This window comes from Sphingomonas sp., from assembly GCF_965200105.1.
Classification (GTDB): Bacteria; Pseudomonadota; Alphaproteobacteria; order Sphingomonadales; family Sphingomonadaceae; genus Solisphingomonas.
Map to the genome: position 1 here is coordinate 643,225 of NZ_CBDATN010000003.1, position 22,246 is coordinate 665,470.

The 22,246-nt window shown below is 65.1% G+C and carries 17 protein-coding genes, 1 tRNA gene and 1 pseudogene; 8 read left to right on the forward strand and 11 right to left on the reverse strand.

Annotated elements, in window-relative coordinates; genetic code table 11:
• The first annotated feature begins 823 nt into the window (after nucleotides 1-823).
• The 6 genes from ACOFKX_RS16050 (at nucleotide 824) to ACOFKX_RS16075 (ending at nucleotide 10,682) form a co-directional block, all read left to right on the forward strand.
• Nucleotides 824-1,711 carry a hypothetical protein gene (locus ACOFKX_RS16050; RefSeq protein WP_419828062.1) on the forward strand — a complete coding sequence of 296 codons (888 nt, stop codon included), beginning with the start codon at nucleotides 824-826 and terminating at the stop codon, nucleotides 1,709-1,711.
• On the forward strand, nucleotides 1,680-2,492 hold the full coding sequence (locus tag ACOFKX_RS16055; RefSeq protein ID WP_419826910.1) for an IS5 family transposase: 813 nt from the start codon (nucleotides 1,680-1,682) through the stop codon (nucleotides 2,490-2,492). The genes ACOFKX_RS16050 and ACOFKX_RS16055 overlap by 32 nt, the downstream gene beginning before the upstream one ends.
• Nucleotides 2,493-2,568: 76 nt before the next feature.
• Nucleotides 2,569-4,908, forward strand: coding sequence for a DEAD/DEAH box helicase (locus ACOFKX_RS16060; RefSeq protein WP_419828063.1), 2,340 nt, complete (start codon nucleotides 2,569-2,571; stop codon nucleotides 4,906-4,908).
• On the forward strand, nucleotides 4,905-5,660 hold the full coding sequence (locus ACOFKX_RS16065; protein ID WP_419828064.1) for a DUF4391 domain-containing protein: 756 nt from the start codon (nucleotides 4,905-4,907) through the stop codon (nucleotides 5,658-5,660). Before ACOFKX_RS16060 ends, ACOFKX_RS16065 begins: the two co-directional genes overlap by 4 nt.
• 19 nt (nucleotides 5,661-5,679) lie before the next feature.
• Complete coding sequence (locus ACOFKX_RS16070) at nucleotides 5,680-7,659, forward strand: site-specific DNA-methyltransferase (protein WP_419828065.1); 1,980 nt, start codon at nucleotides 5,680-5,682, stop codon at nucleotides 7,657-7,659.
• Nucleotides 7,656-10,682 carry a type III restriction-modification system endonuclease gene (locus ACOFKX_RS16075; protein WP_419828066.1) on the forward strand — a complete coding sequence of 1,009 codons (3,027 nt, stop codon included), beginning with the start codon at nucleotides 7,656-7,658 and terminating at the stop codon, nucleotides 10,680-10,682. The genes ACOFKX_RS16070 and ACOFKX_RS16075 overlap by 4 nt, the downstream gene beginning before the upstream one ends.
• Before the next feature lie 170 nt (nucleotides 10,683-10,852).
• Here ACOFKX_RS16075 and ACOFKX_RS16080 read toward each other — a convergent pair whose 3' ends face one another.
• Nucleotides 10,853-11,185, reverse strand: a complete 333-nt coding sequence (locus ACOFKX_RS16080) for a HigA family addiction module antitoxin (protein WP_419828293.1) — start codon at nucleotides 11,183-11,185, stop codon at nucleotides 10,853-10,855.
• 9 nt (nucleotides 11,186-11,194) lie between these two features.
• Nucleotides 11,195-11,479, reverse strand: a complete 285-nt coding sequence (locus ACOFKX_RS16085; protein ID WP_419828067.1) for a type II toxin-antitoxin system RelE/ParE family toxin — start codon at nucleotides 11,477-11,479, stop codon at nucleotides 11,195-11,197.
• A 76-nt stretch (nucleotides 11,480-11,555) separates the two neighbouring features.
• Between ACOFKX_RS16085 and ACOFKX_RS16090 the strand changes: the two are divergent.
• Nucleotides 11,556-11,813 (forward strand): annotated as a pseudogene (locus ACOFKX_RS16090) (LysR substrate-binding domain-containing protein); the annotation flags it as partial.
• Nucleotides 11,814-11,823: 10 nt separating this feature from the next.
• On the opposite strand, the gene ACOFKX_RS16095 reads toward ACOFKX_RS16090, so the two are convergent.
• Both ACOFKX_RS16095 and ACOFKX_RS16100 read right to left on the reverse strand, forming a co-directional pair.
• Nucleotides 11,824-12,804 carry a hypothetical protein gene (locus ACOFKX_RS16095; RefSeq protein ID WP_419828068.1) on the reverse strand — a complete coding sequence of 327 codons (981 nt, stop codon included), beginning with the start codon at nucleotides 12,802-12,804 and terminating at the stop codon, nucleotides 11,824-11,826.
• Nucleotides 12,805-13,118: 314 nt separating this feature from the next.
• Nucleotides 13,119-13,195, reverse strand: a tRNA-Arg gene (locus ACOFKX_RS16100).
• 83 nt (nucleotides 13,196-13,278) lie between these two features.
• Here ACOFKX_RS16100 and ACOFKX_RS16105 point away from each other — a divergent pair.
• Nucleotides 13,279-13,779, forward strand: coding sequence for a hypothetical protein (locus tag ACOFKX_RS16105; RefSeq protein ID WP_419828069.1), 501 nt, complete (start codon nucleotides 13,279-13,281; stop codon nucleotides 13,777-13,779).
• 293 nt (nucleotides 13,780-14,072) lie between these two features.
• On the opposite strand, the gene ACOFKX_RS16110 is transcribed toward ACOFKX_RS16105, so the two are convergent.
• From ACOFKX_RS16110 to ACOFKX_RS16140, 7 genes are all read right to left on the reverse strand, one after another.
• Entirely contained in the window at nucleotides 14,073-15,080 is a 1,008-nt protein-coding gene (locus tag ACOFKX_RS16110) for a hypothetical protein (protein WP_419828070.1), read from the reverse strand.
• A 196-nt stretch (nucleotides 15,081-15,276) separates the two neighbouring features.
• Nucleotides 15,277-16,713 (reverse strand): MBOAT family O-acyltransferase, encoded by a 1,437-nt coding sequence (locus ACOFKX_RS16115; protein ID WP_419828071.1) that lies wholly within the window; start codon nucleotides 16,711-16,713, stop codon nucleotides 15,277-15,279.
• Between the two features lie 27 nt (nucleotides 16,714-16,740).
• Nucleotides 16,741-18,660, reverse strand: coding sequence for an HAD-IIIC family phosphatase (locus tag ACOFKX_RS16120; RefSeq protein WP_419828072.1), 1,920 nt, complete (start codon nucleotides 18,658-18,660; stop codon nucleotides 16,741-16,743).
• 206 nt (nucleotides 18,661-18,866) lie between these two features.
• Nucleotides 18,867-19,115 carry an acyl carrier protein gene (locus tag ACOFKX_RS16125; protein WP_419828073.1) on the reverse strand — a complete coding sequence of 83 codons (249 nt, stop codon included), beginning with the start codon at nucleotides 19,113-19,115 and terminating at the stop codon, nucleotides 18,867-18,869.
• 117 nt (nucleotides 19,116-19,232) lie between these two features.
• Nucleotides 19,233-20,636 (reverse strand): SDR family NAD(P)-dependent oxidoreductase, encoded by a 1,404-nt coding sequence (locus ACOFKX_RS16130; RefSeq protein WP_419828074.1) that lies wholly within the window; start codon nucleotides 20,634-20,636, stop codon nucleotides 19,233-19,235.
• 325 nt (nucleotides 20,637-20,961) lie between these two features.
• Nucleotides 20,962-21,402 (reverse strand): transposase, encoded by a 441-nt coding sequence (locus tag ACOFKX_RS16135; protein WP_419828075.1) that lies wholly within the window; start codon nucleotides 21,400-21,402, stop codon nucleotides 20,962-20,964.
• Nucleotides 21,403-21,861: 459 nt separating this feature from the next.
• A complete protein-coding gene (locus ACOFKX_RS16140) occupies nucleotides 21,862-22,218 on the reverse strand; it encodes a hypothetical protein (RefSeq protein WP_419828076.1) in 357 nt (118 codons plus the stop codon).
• Between the last annotated feature and the right edge of the window lie 28 nt (nucleotides 22,219-22,246).

The following is a 22,246-nucleotide window of genomic DNA, read 5'->3' on the forward strand; positions in this document are numbered from 1 at the left end:
GCTTCGATCCAGACACGCATCCAACGACGCGGGGGCGGCAGCGGCGATCCGCCGGTCGCGGGCTTGCCGGGCGCACATAGCGGCACGCATCTTTTAGCACACCCCGCGTTTGCGGGATATGCTGCACCGGCGCGCGACGCGGGGATAAACGGTTTCGACCTCACAGGCTATCGTTACCCGTCTGCCTTCAATAGTCCACCTGCCGCAGCAGCCATCCCGGTTCGCCGACAGCGAAATGCAGGACAAAAATCGGAACGCGCTTAAAAGTCTTAGATAAAAAGCGCATCGCCGGAGGCGGCGACCCCAGCAGTCGGCGATGGAAGGATGCCGACCAGCTGAGTCTGAACGAAGGGCCGCCTACGCCGGTTTACTGCTCCAAAGCGGTCGGTCCGTAATCCACCAGTTTAAGCCGCTGTCGCGGAGACGCACATCTTGGGCGGTTGCCTTCGGTGAAGGCTCGCTTGCGCTCCCCCATCTTAAATTGAGACCGCGCCAGCGCAACGGCTTCGTAGCGATGCGAAGCTGTTAGCTTTAAGCATCCCCTGACTTTCGCCTTTTGCCGCAACGAGCCTTGGTGTGGCGGCTGCGGTCCCAGAGTACGCCTGCGTCTCCCGCCGGGCATCGGTCCGCGGACAGCGGTGCGCGGAGGACTGGATTTGACCGACGGCGACGAGGCGATCGTCAACCAAGCGCTGCCCTGGTATGGACGCTGGCTCGGATATGGCCACTCTCACCAGGATGGACGCGTTGCGGTAGCTGTTGCCGAACTCGACAGGATTGGGGAGAACCAGCTTGATAGGTCTTCTCACCCCCGGATACCATTTTGAAGCTGCTGCGAAATCGCGGGAACGACCGCGTCATCGATCATCTCCGTGAAGCTGGCGTACCGTCGGCGATGCGGGTCGCAACCTCCGCGATATCGGCGTTTGGCGTGCACGCTCTCCTGGACGGCGCGCGCCGTATGCCTGCGGCGAAATTGCTCGTCCCTCCCCCGCACACACTAGCGGAAGCGGTTGTCGGCAGCATCGCGGATCGCGCCGAGCGCAACCGGCTTTCGCTGCGCGGAGCCGCTAGTCGCGCGATAAGCTGGCTGGATCGCGTCGAGACGCGGGTGGCGCCAGGCCGCCTGCCCCAGTCCACGCTGATCGTGGACGCAGACGCGAGGGGAACGGCGGCCATGGTTGGCGCGTGCGCGCTCACGACCGAAGGTCTCGGCCTCACCCCCGCCGATCGACTCGGCATTGTGCAGCTCGCGGAAGACGACGACGAGGTTGCAATGTTCGCCGAGTGGTTCGACGATCAATGGCAAGCGCTTGCCCCCGCACACAGTGCGCACAGCGCCATCCGGGACGTGTTTGCCCCGCTGGCGTCCCGACGCGCTGCCGCCGAAGTCTACTTACGTACGCTGGACGCCATCTTCGCCGACTTGGGTGAGGGCTCGGACGAGGAATCGATCGTCAAGTCGGCGACGGGCATCCGAGACACCGTCATCTGGTCCAAGCTTTACCGCTTCCAGCGTGACGGCGCGATCGGCGCCATCGACAAGCTCCAGCGGTTCGGCGGCTGTATCCTCGCCGACAGCGTCGGCTTAGAGGCTGTGTCAGAACGGCTACGTAACGGTGGACGATCGAGCTTCAGCGTGATTCCGAGGGGTTGCGATACCATCCTTGGAAGAGCTCATGTGGAACCCGACCGCCCGTGCGCAGCATAGCCGCGCGGGGCTGCGCTATGGAAGTGACCTGACGGACGCGGAGTGGGAGATCGTCGCGCCGTTTCTGCCGAAATCGCGCCGCCGAGGCCGGAAGCGGCGCTGGGGCTGGCGCGAGGTGCTGAACGCGATCTTCTACGTGCTGAGGGCGGGATGCCCTTGGCGCTTGCTGCCCGACAGCTTTCCGCCGTGGCGCACGGTGTACCGCTGGTTCGCCGAGCTGCGCGACACCGCCGCGTTCGAGGGGCTCAACCACCATCTGGTGCAACTCGACCGGGTGCGGATCGGCCGAGAGCCGGCCCCTTCGGCAGCGGTGATCGACAGCCAGAGCGTGAAGACGACCGAAGCAGGCGGTCCGCGCGGCTACGACGCCGGCAAGAAGGTGATGGGCCGCAAGCGCCACGCCATGGTCGACACCGACGGGCGGCCGCTCGAACTCCTTGTGCACCCGGCCGACGTTCAGGACCGCGATGGCGCCGTGCCGCTGCTCAAGCGCTCCCGCCGACGACACCCCTTCGTGAAGCTCGCCTATGCCGACAGCGCTTACAACAGCCCCAGGGTCAAGATGGCCACCTCGATCGGCATCGAGATCGTCCGCAAATTCGCCGACCAGACCGGCTTCGTCGTTCACCCGCGCCGCTGGGTCGTCGAGCGGACCTTCGCCTGGCTCAACCGCAACCGCCGCCTCGCCAAGGACTTCGAGCACACCATCCGATCCGCCACGGCCTTCCTCTACGCCGCCGCGGTCATGCTCCTCATCCGACGCTTGGCTCGTTACGCATGAGATTCGAAACGGGCTCTTAGGCAAGACGTTCGAGGCGCTGGCCGTCATCAAGTATCACGAGCTGCGCAACGGCCGGGTGCTGGTTCTCTGCCCCAAGCGCCTGCGCGAGAACTGGACAATCTGGAAGCAGAATGACCGCCGCAACGAGCTGGCGGCCGACCGGCTCCACTATGACGTGCTGAACCACACCGACCTGTCTCGCGACAGCGGCCAGTCCGGTGATATCGACCTCGCCCATATCAACTGGGGCAATTACGACCTGGTCGTCATCGACGAGTCCCACAACTTTCGGAACAAGAGCACACACCGGGGCCGCGAGACGCGCTACGATAGGTTGATGCGGCAGGTGATCAAGGCCGGTGTGCGCACTAAGGTGCTGATGCTGTCGGCGACGCCGGTGAACAACCGCCTAGCCGACCTCAAGAACCAGATCGCCTTCGCGACCGAGGCCAACGACGCCGCTCTCGCCGGGCAGAACATCCCCTCGATTGAGGGCACGATCCGCTTCGCCCAGAGCGCGTTCAACCGCTGGTTGGCCATGCCCGAGGAGAAGCGCACGTCCGACCGGCTGCTGGACATGCTGGGTTTCGACTATTTCCGCCTGCTCGACCTGCTCACCATCGCACGCAGCCGCAAGCACATCGAGCGCTACTATGGCACCGCGGAAACCGGTCGGTTCCCGGATCGCCGGGCGCCGGTCAACATCAAGGCAGACGTGGATACGGCCGGTGCCTTCCCGCCGATCGGCGACATCAACGCTGACATCCGCCGGCTCACGCTCGCCGTTTATGCCCCGCTGCGCTATGTCCTGCCTTCCCGGCAGGACGCCTATGACCGCGCCTACAACCAGCAGGTACGCGGCGGCCAGTCAGTGTTCCGGCAGCTCGACCGCGAGGAGAGCCTGGTCCACCTGCTCCGCGTCAACCTGCTCAAGCGGATGGAAAGTTCCGTCCATGCCTTCGCGCTGACGCTGGAGCGGCAGCTGCAGGCGGTGGACGCGCTGATCGCCCGCATCGATGCGCATGAGGAGGCCATCGAGGAGCTATCGATCACGGACTTGGACGTCGATGATCCGCTGTTCGAAACCCTGGGCGTCGGCCGCAGCGTGCGCGTGCTGCTGGCGGACGCGGACCGGGTTCGCTGGCGACAGGACCTCGTTGCCGATCACCTGCTGCTGGAGGCGCTGCTCGCCGCGGCGAAGACGATCACGCCCGAACGCGATGCCAAGCTCGCCGCGCTCCGCCGCTTCATCGCCGATAAGCAGGCAGCGCCCTTCAACCCTGGCAACCGCAAGGTCATCGTCTTCACCGCCTTCGCCGACACAGCCGCTTATCTCTACCGCGAACTCGCCCCCGCGATCGCAGGCGGCGCGGCGTTGGTAACCGGCGCAGGCGCGAACAAGACGACCTCCAAGGGCCTGCGCACGGACTTGGGCTCGATCCTCACTGCCTTCTCGCCGCGGTCGAAGAGCCGCCCAGACGACGTGAACGAACCCGAGATCGACCTCTTGATCGCCACCGACGTCATCAGCGAGGGTCAGAACCTGCAGGACTGCGACTGCCTCATCAACTACGACATCCACTGGAATCCGGTGCGCATCGTCCAGCGCTTCGGCCGCATCGACCGGCTGGGGTCGCGCAACGCCGAGATCCAGCTGGTCAACTTCTGGCCCAACATGGACCTAGACTCGTACATCAACCTGGAGCGGCGCGTGTCCGGGCGCATGGTGCTGCTGGACGTGTCGGCGACGGGCGAGGAGAACATCATCGAGGCGCAATCCGGCGACACAATGAACGACCTCGACTATCGTCGGCGCCAGCTGGAGACGCTGCAGACGACGGTGATCGACCTGGAGGACCTCTCTTCCGGCGTGTCGATTGCGGACCTGACGCTCAACGATCTTCGCGTCGACCTTGCCGGACTGAATGCGGACGAGCGCGCGGAGCTCGGCCGCATGCCGCTGACCGCCCATGCGGTAGTGACTGCCACGCCGGACATTCCGGCCGGCGCGATTTTCTGCCTGCGAGCGGAGACGCCGGCGGCGTTGGCCGCCATTGCCGTTGCCGATCCGCTGCGCCCCCACGTCCTGCTCCACATCGGCGAGGACGGCGGGACCCTCCTGCCCCCCGGCCAGGCCAAGCGCGTGCTCGACCGGCTGAAGTGGCTGGGTGATCGTGGGCGCGCGGTCGATGAAGCCGCCTGGCAGCGATTTGATTCGGAGACGCGCGATGGCCTGTCGATGGAGCACTGGCGCGACATGCTCGCCGGCGCAGTCGGCGTCGTGACCGGCAAGGCGGAGGAGCGCGCGGTCGCCAGCCTGTTCTCGCCCGGTGGAACGGTGGGCGGCGGCGATTTCGCAGGGATCGACGACTGGGAGGTGGTCGCCTGGGTGGCGGTGCTGCCCGCCGACGAATGATCGACACCCTGTTCGAGGCGCTGGCGCTGCCGGCCTCTGCTCGAATGGAGCGGCGCGTGCCCAAGGCGCTGCTGGCCGACCACGGCGCAACCGGCGCGGGCGACCGCAAGCTGGTGGAGGGCGGGATCGAACGGCTGCGCTGGCGCGCGAGCCTGAAGCCCGCGACGATCGGTGTGCCCGCCCTCGCCGACGACGCGCGCGACTATAGCGAAATTGCGGTGCTGACGCTGGAGGCGCGCGACGGCGCCAACACCGCACGGCTGGCGAAGATCGCGCACGCGGCCATCCCCTACCCGCTCATCCTAATCGTCGGCGACGAGAGCCAGGCCGCGCTCAGTCTCGCGCCCAAGCGCCGGCACGAGCGGCAGGCTGACCGCTTCATCGCCGAGCGGCTGGTGACAGCCCCGCCCGTGACCGCGCTGCTGGACGCGGCGGCGGAGGCGTTCCTCGCCAGTCTGACCGTTGCACATCTGCCCGCGGCCGACCTATGGTCGCTCTACGAGGGGGTGATCGACCGCGCGGAGGCCTACGCGGCGGCTCGCGTCACGGGCGCGTTCCGCCTCCCTACCAACGCCGACGAGGCGGCGGGCCGGCGGGTGGCACTGGCGGCGCACGACGGGCAGGCGCGGGACGTCGCACGGCTGCGCAAAGCTGCGGCGGCCGAGAAGCGGCTGGCGGCGCGGATCGAGCTCTCCCACGCTATAACCCGTGCCGAAGCCGAGCTTCGGCGCATTACCGATTTGCTCGCCTGAGAAGGCGTGGAGTGCGCGCATGACGATCGAACGCCTAAACCTGAACGATCCCGACGCAAAGAGCGCCGATCCTGTCGCCGCCAACATCGCGGCGCTGAAGGCGCTGTTTCCGGCGGCGGTGGCGGACGGGCGGATCGACTTCGACACGCTCCGCCAGCTGCTGGGCGACGAAGTGGACGACGGCGACGAACGCTATGGCCTCAGCTGGCCCGGCAAGCGCCGCGCCCGCCGGCTGGCGCTCACCCCCTCCACCGGCACGCTCCGGCCTGCGCCCGAGGACAGCGTGGAATGGGACACGACACGCAACCTGATGATCGAGGGCGACAATCTGGAAGTGCTGAAGCTGCTCCAGAAGAGTTATGCGGGGGAGGTGAAGCTAATTTACATCGATCCACCTTATAACACCGGCAATGACTTTATATACCCGGATGATTATGCAGACACCATCGGCAATTACTTGCGCCGATCTGGACAAGTTGGTGAAGGCGGCGCTCTGAACACGTCAAATCCTCAGAGCAGCGGACGTTTTCACACCGACTGGCTAAATATGATGTGTCCGCGTTTGACCGCAGCGCGGACTCTTCTGGCCCCGGACGGGATCATCGCAATAAGCATAGATGAGAACGAGCTGTCCAACGTCTTGACTATCTGCGATGAAGTATACGGCGAGGAGTGCCTAATCGGCGTGGTAGCCGTCCAGCTCAACCCGCGTGGCCGTCACCTTGACCGATTTATCGCGCGGACACATGAGTATATCTGCCTTTACGCTCGTGATCCGGACAACAATCCCACGCTCCGCATCGCAAAAGATGAGAGGATGACAGCGGAGTATCGCAAGCAGGACGCCCGTGGCCTGTATCGCGAGCTCGAACTGAGGAATCGGAATCCCGCCTTCAACCGGACAACGAGACCGAACCTGTTTTACCCAATCTACGTCGACCCGACGACCGGCAGCGTTTCGGTCACTCGGGATGCGGATCACTCGATAGAGGTGTTTCCTAAGAACTCTGAAGGCGGCGACAGCTGCTGGACTTGGGGACGGGACAAGCTGGCTCGCGATCGCGGCATTGTGCTTGGTCGAGTGGTGTCCGATGGCGGCTATCGGATCTATCGCAAGGATTACCTTTTCGATGAGGACGGTGAGGGAGCCACCACGCTGCCGAAAGGCTTGTGGCTAGACAAGGCAATTAACAACGACATTGGCAAAAAGCGTATTCAAGAGCTTTTCGGCGAGTCGGTCTTCAGTTTCCCTAAGTCGCCCGATCTCATCAATAGGATTGTAGACGTAGCTGCCCCTCCCGGTTCCTTGGTCCTCGACTTCTTTGCGGGTTCCGGCACGACGGGGGACGCGCTTTTCCAGAAGAACGCCGATGATGGTGGAGGACGGCGCTTCATCTTGGTCCAGCTGCCTGAACCGTTGGATGCGGAGGACAAGGAGCAGAAGTCCGCTGCCACATTCTGCGATCAGCTCGGGAAGCCCCAGACCATTGCTGAGTTGACGAAAGAACGCCTCCGCCGTGCCGCCAGCAAGGTTAAGGCCGATCACCCCGACACACAGGCCGACCTGGGCTTTCGCGTGTACAAGCTCGCAACCTCCAGCCTACGCGCCTGGGAGCCGAGCGACGACCTCGCCGCCGACCTGCTCGCCGCCGCCGACAACATCGTACAAGGCCGCAGCGAGGAGGACCTGCTCACCGAGCTGCTGCTGAAGCGCGGCCTCGACCTGACCGAGCCGATGCTGACCGAGACAATCGCCGGCCTGCCCATCCACGCGATGGGCGGCGGCGTGCTGGTGGTGTGCTTGGCCCCCGTCACCGCCGTTGGTGCGGAGGCGGTGGCAAACGGCATCGCTGATTGGATTGAGCGGCTCCAGCCCACCTCGCCCAGCGACGTCTTCTTCAAGGATACAGGCTTCGAGGACGACGTCGCCAAGGCGAACGTCGCCGCCATCCTGGAACAGCGGCTCGAAAAGCAGCTGCTCAAGGTCCGCAGCCTGTGAAGCTCCGGTTCGAGCCTGACCTCGATTATCAGCTCCAGGCGATCGAGGCTGTGTGCGACTTGTTCAAGGGGCAGGATATCAACCGCACGGAGTTCACCGTCAGCCGCGTCGCCGCCGACGCGGCGCAGGGCGCGCTAGGGCTCGACGAGTCGGCCCTCGGCATTGGCAACCGCCTGACGCTGCTTGATGATGAGATCTTCGCCAACCTGCAGGCCGTGCAGCTCCGCAACGGGCTGGCGCCCGCCGAGACGTTGAACAGCGGAGACTTCACGGTCGAGATGGAGACGGGGACGGGCAAGACCTATGTCTATCTCCGCACCGTGTTCGAGCTGCACAAGCGGTTCGGCTTCACCAAGTTCGTCATCGTGGTGCCGTCCGTCGCCATTCGAGAGGGCGTGGCAAAGACGATCGAGATGACGGCCGATCACTTCCGCGCGCTCTACGCCGGGGCGCCGATGGATGCCTTCGTCTATGACAGCGCCAAGCTGGGCCAGGTCCGCGACTTCGCGACCGCGTCCACGATCAAGATCATGATCGGCACCATCGGCGCGTTCAACAAGCTAGACACCAACGTCTTCTACGCGCCGCACGAGAAGACGGGCGGCGAAAAGCCGGTCGATCTAGTTCGCGCAACGCGCCCCGTCCTGATCGTCGACGAGCCCCAGTCGGTGCAGGGCCGCGACCCCAACAGCGCGGGCGCGCGGGCGTTGCGCGAGATGCGACCGCTCTGCACCGTCGGTTATTCGGCGACCCACATCCACGCCAACCACATGGTCTACCGCCTCGACGCGATCGACGCTTATGACCGCAAGCTGGTCAAGCGCATCGACGTGGCCGGCGCGGAGATCCGTGGCGCGAACAACACCGCCTATGTGCGGCTGGTCTCAGTCAGGACAGCGAAGAACAAGCCGCCGGTGGCCACCGTTGAGCTCGACACCCAGGGTGCCGGCGCTGTGCTGCGACGTGAGGTGACGGTGCGCGACGGGGACGACCTGGCGGAGCGCACTGGCCGCGACGTCTACCGCGACGTGTCGGTGGGCACGATCGAAGGCGGCAAGGGTGGCGAACTCGTCCAGATCAACGTGCCCGGCGACGTGGTCTACCTCTGCCCCGGCGAGGCGCATGGCGACGTGGACCGCGACGGCGTCGTCCGCCGGATGATCGAGCGCACCATTCGCGAGCATTTCGTGCGCGAGCGGGCGTTCAAGGAGCAGGGCCTCGCAATCAAGGTGCTGAGCCTGTTCTTCATCGACCGGGTCGAGAATTACCGCGTCTATGGCGAGGACGGCGCACAGACGCTCGGCAAGTACGGGCGGATGTTCGAGGAAGAATATCGCCGCCTCGCCGCTCATCCCGACTTCCGCGACAGCCTGTTCAACACCCGGCCGCCGGAGCCGGAGACGGCACACAATGGCTATTTCTCGATCGACAAGAAGGGCAAGCCGGTAGAGGCGGAGCTGAACGCCGCCGGCGACTTCCGCAACGCGACGGCCCGTGAGGCGGGCGAGCGCGCTTTCCACCTCATCATGCGCGACAAGGAACGGCTGCTCGACGAGGCGGAGCCGCTGCGCTTCATCTTCTCGCACTCGGCGCTGCGCGAAGGGTGGGACAACCCCAATGTCTTCCAGATCTGCACCTTGCGCGAGATGGGCACCAACCGCGAACGCCGCCAGACGATCGGCCGCGGCCTGCGCCTGTGTGTCGATGCACATGGCGATCGGCGGCGCGACGAAGGGCTGAATGTCCTGACCGTGATCGCCGACGAGAGCTTTGAGGCGTTCGCGGACGGCTTGCAGAAGCAGATCGAGGAGGACCTCGGCATCAGCTTCGGTACCGTCACCGCCGACAGCTTCGCCGCGCTGGTCTATGACACGCCCGAGGGCACACAGCCATTGGGGGTGGAAGAGTCACGCACGCTGTTCGAGCATCTCCAGGCCGAAGGGCTGATCGACGCGGCCGGCAAGATCCAAGACAGCCTGCGCGCGGCGCTGAAGGAGGGCACGCTGGCGCTGCCCGCACAATTTGACGCGGTGGCACCGCAAGCGCGCGCGCTGCTGACCAAGCTGGCGGGTCGCCTCGACATCCGCAACGCCGACGAGCGCCGCGCGGTGAAGCTCAACAAGGCGGTCTACCTCAGCGACGACTTCCGTGCGCTGTGGGACAGGATCAAGCATCGTACCACCTACCGCGTGGACTTCGACCCCGCTGCGCTGATCGCCGACGCGGCGGAGCGGATCGCCAAAGCACCGGCGGTGGCCCGGGCTCAGTTGCGCTGGCGCAAGGCGGGGCTCGCAATCGGTCGCGGCGGCGTCGACACCGGCGACGAGACGACCTCCGGCTTCGTCAGCATCGCGCCGGAGAGCATCGTGGTGCCCGACGTGCTGGGTGAGTTGCAGAACCGCACACAACTGCGCCGCGCCTCGCTCGCGCGCATCCTGATCGACAGCGGCCGACTCGACGACCTGAAGCTCAACCCGGCGGCGTTCATCGACCAGGCTGCAGACCTGATCGAGCGCGCCAAGATCGCGGCGCTGGTCGATGGCGTCCGTTACCAGAAGATTGGCGACGACGTGTTTTACGCGCAGGAGCTTTTCGAGGCGGAGGAGCTGAAGGGCTATCTCGGCCGCATGGTCGAAACGAAGAAGGCGGTACATGACGCGGTCGTGTTCGACTCGACCACTATCGAGCGGCCCTTCGCCGAAGCGCTGGACGCAAACGAAGCGGTCAAGGTGTTCGCCAAGCTGCCGTCATGGTTCAAGGTGGCCACCCCGCTCGGCACCTACAACCCCGACTGGGCGGTGCTTGTCACAACCGAGGCAGGCGAGCGGATCTACTTCGTCGCGGAAACCAAGGGCACGCTGCTCATTGACGACCTACGGGGCGCAGAGGCGGCGAAGATCGAATGCGGCAAGCGCCATTTCGCCACGATCGCGCGGTCGGACACGGAGCCGATGTTCACCGTGGCCCGCACCGCGGACGATCTGCTCACAACGGCAGCGCAGATGCACACAGCGGTGCTGTGAACGTTGCTCCCAACGCACCATTCCACAGCCTCCCCGCTGCGCACATGAACGAAGGTCCGGTTACACCAATGGCCGCCCGAAAGCGGTCAGGCCGGTTTCACCACAATCACCTTAAAGGCGGCGGGTCCGCCCGCCACCAGTCCCCCTAAGGGCGGGCGTATCAGTGTGCATCAAATCGCGGTTGCGCGCGTGTGCTCAGCGGCAGGGTTGAAGGGGGACACGTTGATCTGGCCCGCCCGCTCGCGGGCCTGGGCGATATCGTAGCTGTTCTGCATCCGCATCAGCGTGTCCATCGACACGCCGAACGCCTTCTCGATCCGCACCGCCATGTCGGGCGATAGGTGGGCACGCTCGTTGAGCAGCGTGGACAGGGTCGCGCGCGTCACGCCGAGCACCTCGGCCGCGCGGGTCACCGAAAGGCCGAGCGGGTCGATGATCTCGTGCTTGACGAACCCGCCGGGGTGGGCGGGCCGCTTCATGCGGATGCCTGCGCTCGCGTTCATGGCCACCTCCTAGTGGTAATCTTCATAGTCCAGGTCGATGATCTCGTCCTGATCGATCCGAAACGTCATCCGCCAGTTCTTCGTCACAAACAGGCTCCAGACGCCCTTGCGATCGCCGGTGAGCTGGTGAGCCTTCCAGCTCGGAACCGTCCGCAGCTCGTCCTCGCGCTCCATATCCTGAAGGAAGGACACCATGCGACGGACCTTCTCCACCACGGCGGGCTGCAATCCGCTGGCGTCGTCGTCCGCAATGAACCGCCGCAACCCCTTATGGATGACGTTCCGAATCCGCACCGGATCAGCTAAGCACGCTGCCGTGCGGTGTCAAGTGACGCTATACGGTCAACCTGACCACCCGAGGTGAATTAGGGTGGAGCCGCCGCCAAACCTCTGCGGCTTGGTACAAAGGTGCTTAACGGCGCGCTCACGCTCGATCCTATCGGACGTCGGGGCGCTGAAGCGGACGGCGCTACAGAACAGCACCGGGGCTGAAGGCCGCCTGCGCCTCGGGATCGTCGCCTCGATCGCCTGCGGGTTCTCGCGGCATCTGTTGGCATCGTTCGTCCGCGATCATCCGGGGCTGGAGCTCGAGGTGGTGGAGGGCTCGTCTGCAGAGAACATCGCGGCCGTCCGGGCGCTCACGCTCGATTTCGCTTTCGTCGCAGCGCGGCGAGGAAGGCGACGTTGGGCCGCTCGCCGAGCGCATGGCGGAGCGCCAATGTGCGGTGGGCGGTCAGCTCGGTCAGCAGCCGGTCGGGGATCGGCCGTAGTCCTTCGTCCTCGTCCGGCTCCGTCGGGCCGTCCGTCGCGTCGGTGGCTTCGTCCCCTTCGACATTGGCGGTGACGGAGCCGGCAGGAACCTCGTCGGTCCCGATCGCCACCTCCGGCTCGGGCTCGACCGGAAGCTCGTCCTCCGGACGGACGTAGCCGCGCTCCACACGCGGCGAGCCATCAGCGGCAATGCTGACGAAGGCGCCGGCGCGCGCGATCTCGTCGGTGTCGAACACGATCGGCCGCGCGTTCAGCGCCTCGATCGCGGTCTCCAGTTCTCCCATTCGATGATCCTGCTCATCGGTGAGCTCCTCGGCCTCGGCCGACGCCGTCTCGATGTCGTCGACCTCCTGCTGGAGCGCTGCGAGGGTCGCGTCCTCTTCGGCGGTGAGCGGCACGGTCTCACCGCGAAGCTGGCGCAGGCCGTAGTTGTGGCCGTAGGCGAAGTCCGGCGCGACCTCGACCCACTTCCAGCCTTCCGCCCCGATGGTGACCGCCTGCTCGTTGAGTCTCTCGGCAACCATCATCTCAAGCAGGCCGACGTCCTGAAGCCAGCCGCCGTCGTCGCCCTGGAACAGGTCGTTGAGGACCGTTCCGCCGGCCTCCTCATAGGCCGCGATGCCGATGAACTGCGCCCGCTTGTCCGATGCGCGCACCGCGCCTTCGGTAAGCATGCGCCGGATGGCGTAAGGCTGCTTGTCGTAGGACTGGCACAGCCGCTCGAACACCTGCTCCTGGCGCTCGTGGTCGCCGTTGACGGTGAACGCCATCAGCTGGTCGAGCGTCATACCGTCGTCGGCGTAGACGTCGAGCAGCTTGGGCGAGACAGAGACGATACGAGCTGCCAAGGCGTAGCGGCGTCAACGCACCTGCTGCGGTGGACGACGCAAAGGCCGCGCTCGGCGGCGCGGTTCCGTCTTATGGGAAGACGGAGCGTCCGGCGATCGCGCCGGAAGCGTCGCACGCTGACCTATCTCTGCGCGCCCGACTCACCGGCTCAAGAGGCGTAGTGCCCTGGCGGACCCTGGCGTACGGCGTCGCGCTCCGGGGTTGCCGGATGGCCCAACCCCGTCTTAAACCCCGTCTTAATTTGAATTTGGGCCGATTTCAGCCAGCCGCCGCCGAATGTCAAACGGTAACAGTCTAAGATCATTGGAGAAAATGGTGCGCCCGGAACGATTCGAACGTCCGACCCTCAGATTCGTAGTCTGATGCTCTATCCAGCTGAGCTACGGGCGCGTGATGGACGGCGTCTAATTCGGTTGGGCCCGACGTGCAAGTGCGTTGCGGGCCTTCCGCGGCCGATTTAAGGCTCGGCCATGATGTTGCGCGCCATCACGATCGTCCTGGCTTCCTCGACTGCGCTGCTGGGGGGATGCGTCATCCGGACGGATTATCCCTCGCTCGGCCCCCGCGCGATCGAGAAAGTGTCGCTGGCGGAGCCTTCGCCGAGGGCAGTGCCGGCCGCCACTTTCATCGACCATGCGGATGATCGCTACTTGGCGGTGGTAGCGCGGGCGCAAGCCGGGTACGCGGAATTCCGGCGTCTCCTCGCGAACGCCGAACCGTCGCTAAAGCGCGGGCACGAGGCCGCGGTCGGTAGCGATGCGTGGGGCGAGGCACAACAGCAGCTCTCCAGGCTCCAAACGGCACGCGATCCCGTCGTCTCCGCGCTCGCAGAGCTGCAAGCGGCGAGCGAGGCGTCCGTTACGCGGGCAGATCGCCGCCTCGCCGATGCGGTGCAACGCGCGCTCGACATCGTTCAGGCTATGGACAGGGCGGAGACACAGGCGCTCGCACGCGCAGCACCCTCGCGGTCGTGAAGCGGGTGGCCCTGATTTCAGACCGAACCGGGCTGGAAGGCATGAATATGCGGCATCGCGGTGATGTGGGACGGGTGTATTGCCGCCGTAGATGCTTCAACTTGAGGCGCGTGGCCGAGCAATCGCTGTTGCGGCAAGGCGGGCGCCAGAAGGCCCGGCGGGTCGCCCGGCGTGCTTGTTAGTGCATTGTCTCTGCCGCTCTTGCCGAGAGGCGGAGCGGAGCGGAACCGGAGGTCATCCATAGCGCTGTCGCCGCTCCTGGGGCTGGCGGCCGGTGGCCGGGGCCGTGCGGTCTAATGATGTCGGAGTGGTGCTGCCACGCCTCGATCAGAACCTTGGGATTGATATGGATACCGAGCGACTATCGGCCTTCGCGCAGGCGCTGTTTGGTCATTCTCGTCCAAATGCCCGGTCATGCCCAGTTGCGTCGCGCGGTCTAAATTGCAGCCCTCGAATGTCGGAACCGACCGGATGAGACCTGTCGCCAAACCCCGCGCGATGTAACCGTCGCCGATGCCGTTCATGTGGCCGTTGGCGACGTAGTAGAGCGCGGCGGTTGGTACATTCTCGGGAAGCGAGCTCAATCCGTCGACATAGGGGATACCCCGTTCCGCCGCGATCCGTCGCAGGGCGGCGGGAGCGGGATCTTGGTGACCTGGATGCAGGCGGACGCGTCCGATCTCCTCGCGGTCCGGCATGAACGTCAGGACGATTGGAATATGGCGATCGCGATCCGCTTCCAGCATGCGATCGATCTGCGCCGCGAGGATGGCAACTCCCTTTTTCGTCTCGCTCGCAAGTTGATCATCGGATCGGTCCTGCGCGGCGATAAACCCGAGGTACGCCTTCTCGTTCGACAGGAACACTTCCTTCGCCATGTAAACGGTTGAGAAGCCCTTCAACGTGGCTTGTACCTTGTCGGTGATCGACTTGATCAGCGGCTTCGCCTGCGCGGAGCCCGTACCTGGCGTGTTGGCGAGATCGTAACTGGTGATGGTGACGACGATCGCCGTCGGATCGAGCGTCATCGCTTCCTCGGCGCTCGCCGCAATCTTCCCGATCGGGAAGTCGGGGATCGCGAGGGTCTGGCTCTGTACCGGTTGCCCGCACGCAGCTCCGAGATCGGCGGCAAGGCGCGCGGGGATCGCCTCGGGTTCGGGCACGAACGTGCCGGCGCCCATCGAGCTTCCGATCACCGCCACGCGACGGGACCAAGCGGGCAGCAGGCCACAGCTCGCCGCCGAGCGGTAGCCGCATTCGTTGTACCGGTTCTCGACCCACGGACCCTCGGCGGCCTTCACGTAGCTGGTGCAGCCCGCCTTCCCGTGCGGCGGCGACGAGGCTTCATCCAGGCAGCGATCGACCGGCTGATCGGCGTAGCGCATGCGCAGCATGAGCTCCGTCGGGACTAGGACGGCAGTGGCCGTCGCCAGCGCGACGAGCGGCATGAGGACGAGCCTGCGATCGACTCCCGCTCCCTTCAGGGATCCCGGCATATCAGAAACTCTTGTAGACGACTTCGCCCGCATCGCCGGCCGTGGCGACATTGGACGCGATGACCGCAAGCAGCATCAAGGTCACCCACATCGTGCGCAGATAGGGCGAGGTGACAAGCGGTCGGCCGCCGAAGCCGACCGCCCCGGCCAGATGTTGAGCCGCGAGCAGCAGCGCGATGATCAGGCAGGCGCCGATGACCAGCATGTTGCCGGCCGCGGCGAGCCCAAGCGGGCCGAGGCGCTGCGCAAAGCCGCTGAGCTCCGGTCCATCGGACCAGAACCACAGCAGCGTGAACGCCACCCACGCGAATGTCGCGCCGCGACTAACGAAGACGTAGATCGGGTGCGTGCCGAGTTTCAGAAAGCCTCCCGTGCCGAGCCGCTTCTGCATAGCGAGGCGGTAGAATTGATTCACGGCGACGCCGGCGCCGTTGAACACCCCGAACACGACGAAATGCCAGGTCGGTCCATGCCACAAGCCTATCAGAAAGAAAGTGACGAATAGAGCCGCCACGTTGAGGATCGGCACAAGACCTGGATCGTGGAGTCGCCGCGCGGAGTTGAGCAGCAGAGGGTTGTAGACGTGCGCCTTGAGCCAGTTCGACAGGCTCATGTGCCAGCGGCTCCAGTAATCGATGAAGCTCGTCGCCCGGAAGGGTTGGTTGAAGTTCTCCGGCAACTCCAGTTGGAAGAAGCGGGCGACGCCGATGACGAAGCTGGTGTAACCCGCGAAGTTGAAGAACAGGAAGACGGGGTAGGCCGCCGTGAGCAGGGCCGTCAGGAACGCGCGCTCCATCAGCGGCAGGTTCCCGACCAGCAGCGCCGCCACGTCGCGTTGCACGAGCGACACCAGTGCCGCCATAACCGTGAACTGGAACATGCCCGTGACGATGCGCTCGAGGGCAAGCCCGACCTCGTCGAGGCCGAGCGGCGCCGGCTCCTCGTCCGTCATCCGCTTATAGTCCTCGAATCCTTGGATCGGACCCGAGACGAGCGCCGTGAAGTTCAGCGTATAGTTGACATACTCGACCGGCCCGACGCCGGCAGCCTCGGGCTCCTCGCGGGCGGCGATGGCGAGGTGAAGGACGCGGAAGAAGACGTATGACAAGCCGACGGTGGCGTAGCTGAACGGCAGCAGCACTGCGTCTGGAACGAAGCTATAATGCTTCAACCACAGGAAGGCGGCGACGATCGTAGTGACCGCGCCGGCCTGGATCCGCGCGCTCGCGTTCGCCCCGACTAGGCGCACCAGCGCATACCCTATCGCCAGGAAGCCGAGATACGGGGCCAGCGCCAGCGGGCGGTGGGAGAAGGAGAGCAGGAAGCCGAGGTTTGCGAGCAGCATCACCGCCATTCGCCAACGTTTCGAACCGGATAATCCGTGCAAGGCGGCGGCCACGGCGGCGAACGCCAGGAACAGGAAGGAGGGAACGGTCATGACGACGTGCCTGATCGACGGTGCCGGTCAAGCCGCGAGGCTGGTGGCCGCGCGTGGACGGATAACCTCGAACCAGGACGCCTCGACATCTACATCGGTGCGGAGCGACCAGACTGTCTCGCCGCTCTCGCCGTCGCGCTCGAAGGTGAAGCCCAGGTCCGCGTAGTGGTTTCGGACCAGTCCGTTGCGTGTCGTCGGACGATAAATGCCGAGGAGAATGTGGATGCCCCGTGCCCGTGCGTGCTGTAAGATCTCGCGGAGTACCAGAAGCTCGACGCCGCGGCGCAGGACCCGGCAGCTCATCAGCCACGTGTCGATGGTCCAGGTCTGCGGTGCCGTGGTCCGGCAGACCACGACCGAGATCATGCCGTTGTCGCCCAGCCGATCCTTCAGGCGAACCTGCAAGGTGAAGACCGATGGATCGCCTTCCAGCTCGGCGATCTCCATCTCGGAATATCGCCGGGTCGTGAGATTGAACTGGTTGGATTTGAGGATCAGCTGGTGGATCCGCGATCGCCCGATCGCGTCGAATGGTTGTAGGCTGGCCTGCATCTGCAAGCCGGACAGGAAATCGTCAATGTCGCCTGCCTCGTCCATTAGAACGGCGCGGGCAGTGTTGGCCTGATAATAGTCGGCGCGAGCACGATCCTCCTGCGAGAAGGACACTGCTTCGAAATATCCGGCGGCAGCCAGAGTTCGCGCGTAATAGGCCGGATCCTCGGGAAGCTCCGGCACCGCCACCTCGGGCAGGTAGTGGCGTACCAGCTCGCGCTCAGCGGGATTGTCGTCGAGGAAGACGAACGAATCGAGGCCGAGCGATAGCTCAGCCGCGATAGAGCGGATGTTGGACGCCTTGTCCTGCCAGTTGGCCTTGAACGATGCGATGTGGTCCGCGCGCAGCACCATGTCGGGATGATCGCTGAACGGCAACCGGGCAATCTCGTCCATGTTCTTCGAGCACACCGCCAGCACCACGCCGCGCGAGCGGAGAGCCAGCGCGAGGCGCTGAACATGCATGAATGCTTCGCCCGTGGCGTCGCCCTCGCCGATCGTGATGCCGTGCAAACCGTCATCGCCGATGATGCCGCCCCACAGAGTGTTATCAAGATCGAGAACCAGCGCCCGACGTGCCTTGCCCTGCATGGCGCAGAGCACACGGCAGACATGGTCGGCGTAGAGCGGCAACAGCTCCGCAGAGAACGGGAACTTCGCCATGTTCCATTGGGCCGGATCGTGCCAGCTCGCCAGCCCGACGGTGTTGGCGAGGTGCGCGGTATCGAGCAGGAACGTGGACGCGTCCTCGCATTCCGCGGCGACCGCACGGTTGAAGGCGGCGACCATCGCCTGGATAGATCCTGCCCAGCTGGCGTCCAAGCTGCCGAACAGGGTTTCGGTCGGCGGCGCCAGGGTCTGGAGCATGATGCGCACGCCGCTGTTGGCGCGAATGCCGCGGCACACGGTGCGTAACGTGGCGACCGACGCATCCACCCTCGCTGCGGCATCCGCGGCGTCCACCGCCGCCTGGCCGAGTGGCAGACCACGATAGTCGAGGGCGACGAGCACGATGTCGACCCCCGCGCTGTTGATCAAGGAGCGGGGATTCAGCGCCTCCTGCTCTAGCTGGCCGTATCCGGCGGTGATGCACTGGATCGACAATCCGTAACGCAGCCCCGTGCCGCGCAGCACCGGAGAAACCAGCGACAGCGTGCCGGTACCGACCAGGGCGATCTTCAGTGGTGCCAACGCAGCCGTCGACCGATCGCGCATCTCCAGGTCGTCGAGCAACCCCGTCAGGCGCTGGAGCTGACTGGAACTCAGGGCATGGCTGGCCAGACGACGCAGTTCCAGGCCGGCGGGGCTATCGCCATCGATGATCCCGCGGCACCCCGCCTTGAAGTCGGCGCACTTGGGGAGCCATCCCAAGTCTGTGAACAGCGCAGCATTCATCCGCCCCCCCCCAATCTGTGACCTACCGACCGAGACGCAGCCCCCTGCAGGCTCCAGACCGGCTATCCCCGCGCCCTCGCACCCATGAAGAGGGGCGACGGGCGTTACCAGCTCGATACACGGCCTGTGTCCCTTCTTAGGGCATGTTCGCCGCGTGCATAGCCGCTCGGCACGATCGCAGGTACCCGGTTGCGACCGGCGCGTCATCAGGCGTGGGGCAGCTTCTTTTGGATGACCGTGACCAGGCTGCCGACATCCTTCAGGCCAGACACCTGTGCAGCGGTCATTCGAATCTTGAATCGCCGTTCGACCGCCAAGACCATCTGGATGTTGGATAAGCTGTCCCAGCCGGGGATGTCGGCGGCGACGGTCCCATCGTGGACCGTCAGATCGTCCGCCTGGAAGACGTCTTCAAACACCTCCGTTAGGGTCGCAAACACGTCAGCCCTGTCCATATGCACTCCCCGTTGCAGCGCGCGCTCGGCCGCGATGCAGCATATTGCCAGCGGTCCGCTATCACAGCGGCGACAAAGAGTCCGTCAACCCGCCGCGCTCGTGCCGCGACGGCGCGTTCAATCGCTCAGGATTAGTCGGTCGATGTGCGGCAGCATGGTCTCGGCCACGGGGAGGCTGGGGATGCTCATCCGCGCGGTCTGATCGGTTGTCATCGCCGGTAAACGCGGCGCAAGGACGCGGACCTTGGGAAGACCGGCCTCGATCGATCGCGACAGTACCTCGCCTGCCGCCTTCGCCATGACATATTCGGCGAGGTCGTGCGGTGGCGCGTCTATCCACTGCAAGGACGGATAGAGTAGGCGTACCTCCGGGTGGCGGGCGTGAAGCGCGGTTGCGAGTGCGAGGAAGCCGGCGACGAGGATGGACCAAGCTTCGGCGAACCGTGCCTCGTCGAGTAGCCTCATGTCCGGGCGAGACATGACGGGAGTCGCGAACCAGCAGGCGTGGGTCGGCGCAAGGTCGCCGAGTTGATCGTCGATCCCGTTCTCCGCATCGTAGCGCCGCACGACGCACCGGCCGCCCGCCCTCTCGATGTCGGCCGCCACTGCGGCCGCCTCAGTGGCGCCATCGCGATAGGTGACGACGACGTCGGCTCCACCGAGCGCAAGCAGCTTGGCGCTCACCTCGCCTATGCCGCGCGATCCGCCGACCACGAGTACATGCGCGCCAGAGTAACGATCTGGCACGACAAGATGCCGCAGCGCTTCGGTCGTTGGTTGAATCACCGGCGGGTTTGGGGTTCGGCAATCCAGCGTGCCGACGATTCCACCACCGGATATGGACGCATCGATTTGGCCGTGGCGCAACTCTCCCATCTCGAACGCGAGAGCGCCGACTGCATCTTCCGGCACGGTCCGCACGTCGATGCCGCCAAGCACCGAATGGAGGCCGGGATAGATCATCCCGACCAGACGCGTCGCCGCAGCAAGGGCATCGAGCCGTTCCGCCCCGATCCATCGAGCCGCCGCCGGGAACGCGGTGACCAAGGCACCCGCTGGTGCGACGAACGGCACCAGCCCGCGACGGCCATCGATAGAAGCGGCTCGGTGATCGAGCGGGCCGGTGCTGGCCGGGTAGACCTTGTTGCAGTCTATCGCGAGCGTCCGTGCCGTCGCTGCGCCGAAGGTGATGCGTATCTCGGCGCGGACGACGTCGCCGGACGTGACCCGCAGGCGCATCTCCTCGCCTGACCGCGCCGTTACCAGCGCGCTGACCCGATCATCGACATAGGTGAAGCGCAGGAAGCGGACCCGGATGCGAGCTACTGGAGGGAGATCGGTTCCGATTTCATCGGCGGCCACGCCCAGCGCCCAGAAAAGGATATGGACGCCGTGGACAACGAGGCGCGCGGGCAACGTGCGGCGTACTGCGACAGGGTCGACGTGGATCGGATTGAAGTCGCCGGAGACCGCGGCAAACGATTCCTGCTCCCGCGACCCGAAACTCCTTTCAAGGGTCATGATGCCGTTCCATTGGCCCTGCACGGCGAGTCGACGTACTCAGCTCGGCCGAAACGCCGGACGTGGTTCCCAAGGCCGTACATCGTCGAACGTCCTTGCGAAGTTTCGAACTGTATCGTGCCGCTGCGACGGGTCGATCGTCGAAACACCTAGTTGCGACGAGCTAAGGTGCCTGAACGCGCCTCAAAAAGTTTGCGCTCGGCATCTTTCTCCATATGCTTGAGCACCACAGCCGCTCCCACAGCGAGCGTCGCAGCAACAGACAAGAACGCGACACAGCCCATCTTGTCGATTTGTCATTAGCGGCCGTGTGCGTCAATATCGCTCAACCTAGGTTGGGAATCATTTGATCCACTCGGCCACGGTGGCGGCGAGCGCGACGCCGGCGAGGTAGTTGCTGGCGTGTCGGTGGTATTGCGTAGCGATTCGGCGCCAGTTCTTGGCGGCAGAAGAGGCGCTCGACGACGTTCCTGCGGCGGTAGATGCGCCTGTTCAGTGGGTAAGGCGTCCGGCGCGAGGCGGTCGAGGGAATGACGGCCTTGATGCGCCGCTCGGCGAGCCAGCGGCGTAGGCTGTCGGCATCATAGGCTTTGTCGGCGATCAGGTGGCGGGCCGGAGCGGCAACGCCCAGCAGCGGAATTGCCATGCTGATGTGGGCGACGTTGCCGGGCGTCAGGGCAAGCACGACCGGTCGGCCGCGATCATCGGCCTGTGCCTGATCGTCCCACGCCGGCGTCGCGGGATCGAGCCGGTCGGCGTAGTTCACCCGCCAGTCACCGCCGGCCTCACCACAACGTCACGGCGAACACGTCCGGGGCGACGTCGATCTGTCTCAGAAACGCCGCAAGCGTTCCGAGCTGGTCGGCCCGCGTCGCAAACTCGATGACTGCAAGCTTGCGGCCCAGCGCAGGTGCGACCGCACCCAGCCGATTGCCGCGCTCACGTCGCTGGTTCAGCGCGGGTCGATCTCGCCGCCCTGGCCTTCTGAATAGGCGTCGAAAACGTGATACTCGACCCACAGTCGATGCTTCGGATCGTGCAGCTTGGCAAGCTGGTCGTGGGCAGCCGATCCGCTGGTGAAGGTCGCACGGTTCGACCACGACGGGACAGAAGCGATAATCGGGCCCGTGTAGCTACCGGATCGGATCGCCGCGATCGCGCGGTCCTCTCAGGCGATAACGCTGGCGGCATTTCTGATCGTGTGGCTCTTTCATCAATTCGGGTATCACCATCGGAAACGCTTGCGAGAGCCGTCGCCAGAGGCCCGCGCACTGGCGCCCGTGTAGCCGGCGGTGCACATCTTCACGCCGTTCACTCGGCGTAAAGTGTGGATGTTTGGAATGGTGCGTGCGCCACTCGTCTGCGCGCGGACGATATACGATCGGACGAACTCGACCTGCTTCGGATCCAAGGGTTCGGCAGGCTCGGGCTGCATCTGTTCGGCAGTGACGCGGATATCGACGTAGTCGAGCAGACGCTTGGCCTTATAATACGCACCCGGATCGGATAGCTGATTGGCGCCACGTTGATCGCCGAGAGGTTTACGCCGCGCGGAACGCGGGCAGCCACCCGGGACGGTCACAAACGTCAACGGAACGATGATAGGGAAG

Bases quoted from the DNA above. Each gene is read 5' to 3' on its own strand.
- ACOFKX_RS16055 (WP_419826910.1), top strand. From the start codon at position 1,680: ATGTGGAACCCGACCGCCCGTGCGCAGCATAGCCGCGCGGGGCTGCGC.
- ACOFKX_RS16065 (WP_419828064.1), top strand. From the start codon at position 4,905: ATGATCGACACCCTGTTCGAGGCGCTGGCGCTGCCGGCCTCTGCTCGA.
- ACOFKX_RS16070 (WP_419828065.1), top strand. From the start codon at position 5,680: ATGACGATCGAACGCCTAAACCTGAACGATCCCGACGCAAAGAGCGCC.
- ACOFKX_RS16080 (WP_419828293.1), bottom strand. From the start codon at position 11,185: ATGAACGCGAGCGCAGGCATCCGCATGAAGCGGCCCGCCCACCCCGGC.
- ACOFKX_RS16105 (WP_419828069.1), top strand. From the start codon at position 13,279: ATGTTGCGCGCCATCACGATCGTCCTGGCTTCCTCGACTGCGCTGCTG.
- ACOFKX_RS16115 (WP_419828071.1), bottom strand. From the start codon at position 16,713: ATGACCGTTCCCTCCTTCCTGTTCCTGGCGTTCGCCGCCGTGGCCGCC.
- ACOFKX_RS16120 (WP_419828072.1), bottom strand. From the start codon at position 18,660: ATGAATGCTGCGCTGTTCACAGACTTGGGATGGCTCCCCAAGTGCGCC.
- ACOFKX_RS16125 (WP_419828073.1), bottom strand. From the start codon at position 19,115: ATGGACAGGGCTGACGTGTTTGCGACCCTAACGGAGGTGTTTGAAGAC.
- ACOFKX_RS16130 (WP_419828074.1), bottom strand. From the start codon at position 20,636: ATGACCCTTGAAAGGAGTTTCGGGTCGCGGGAGCAGGAATCGTTTGCC.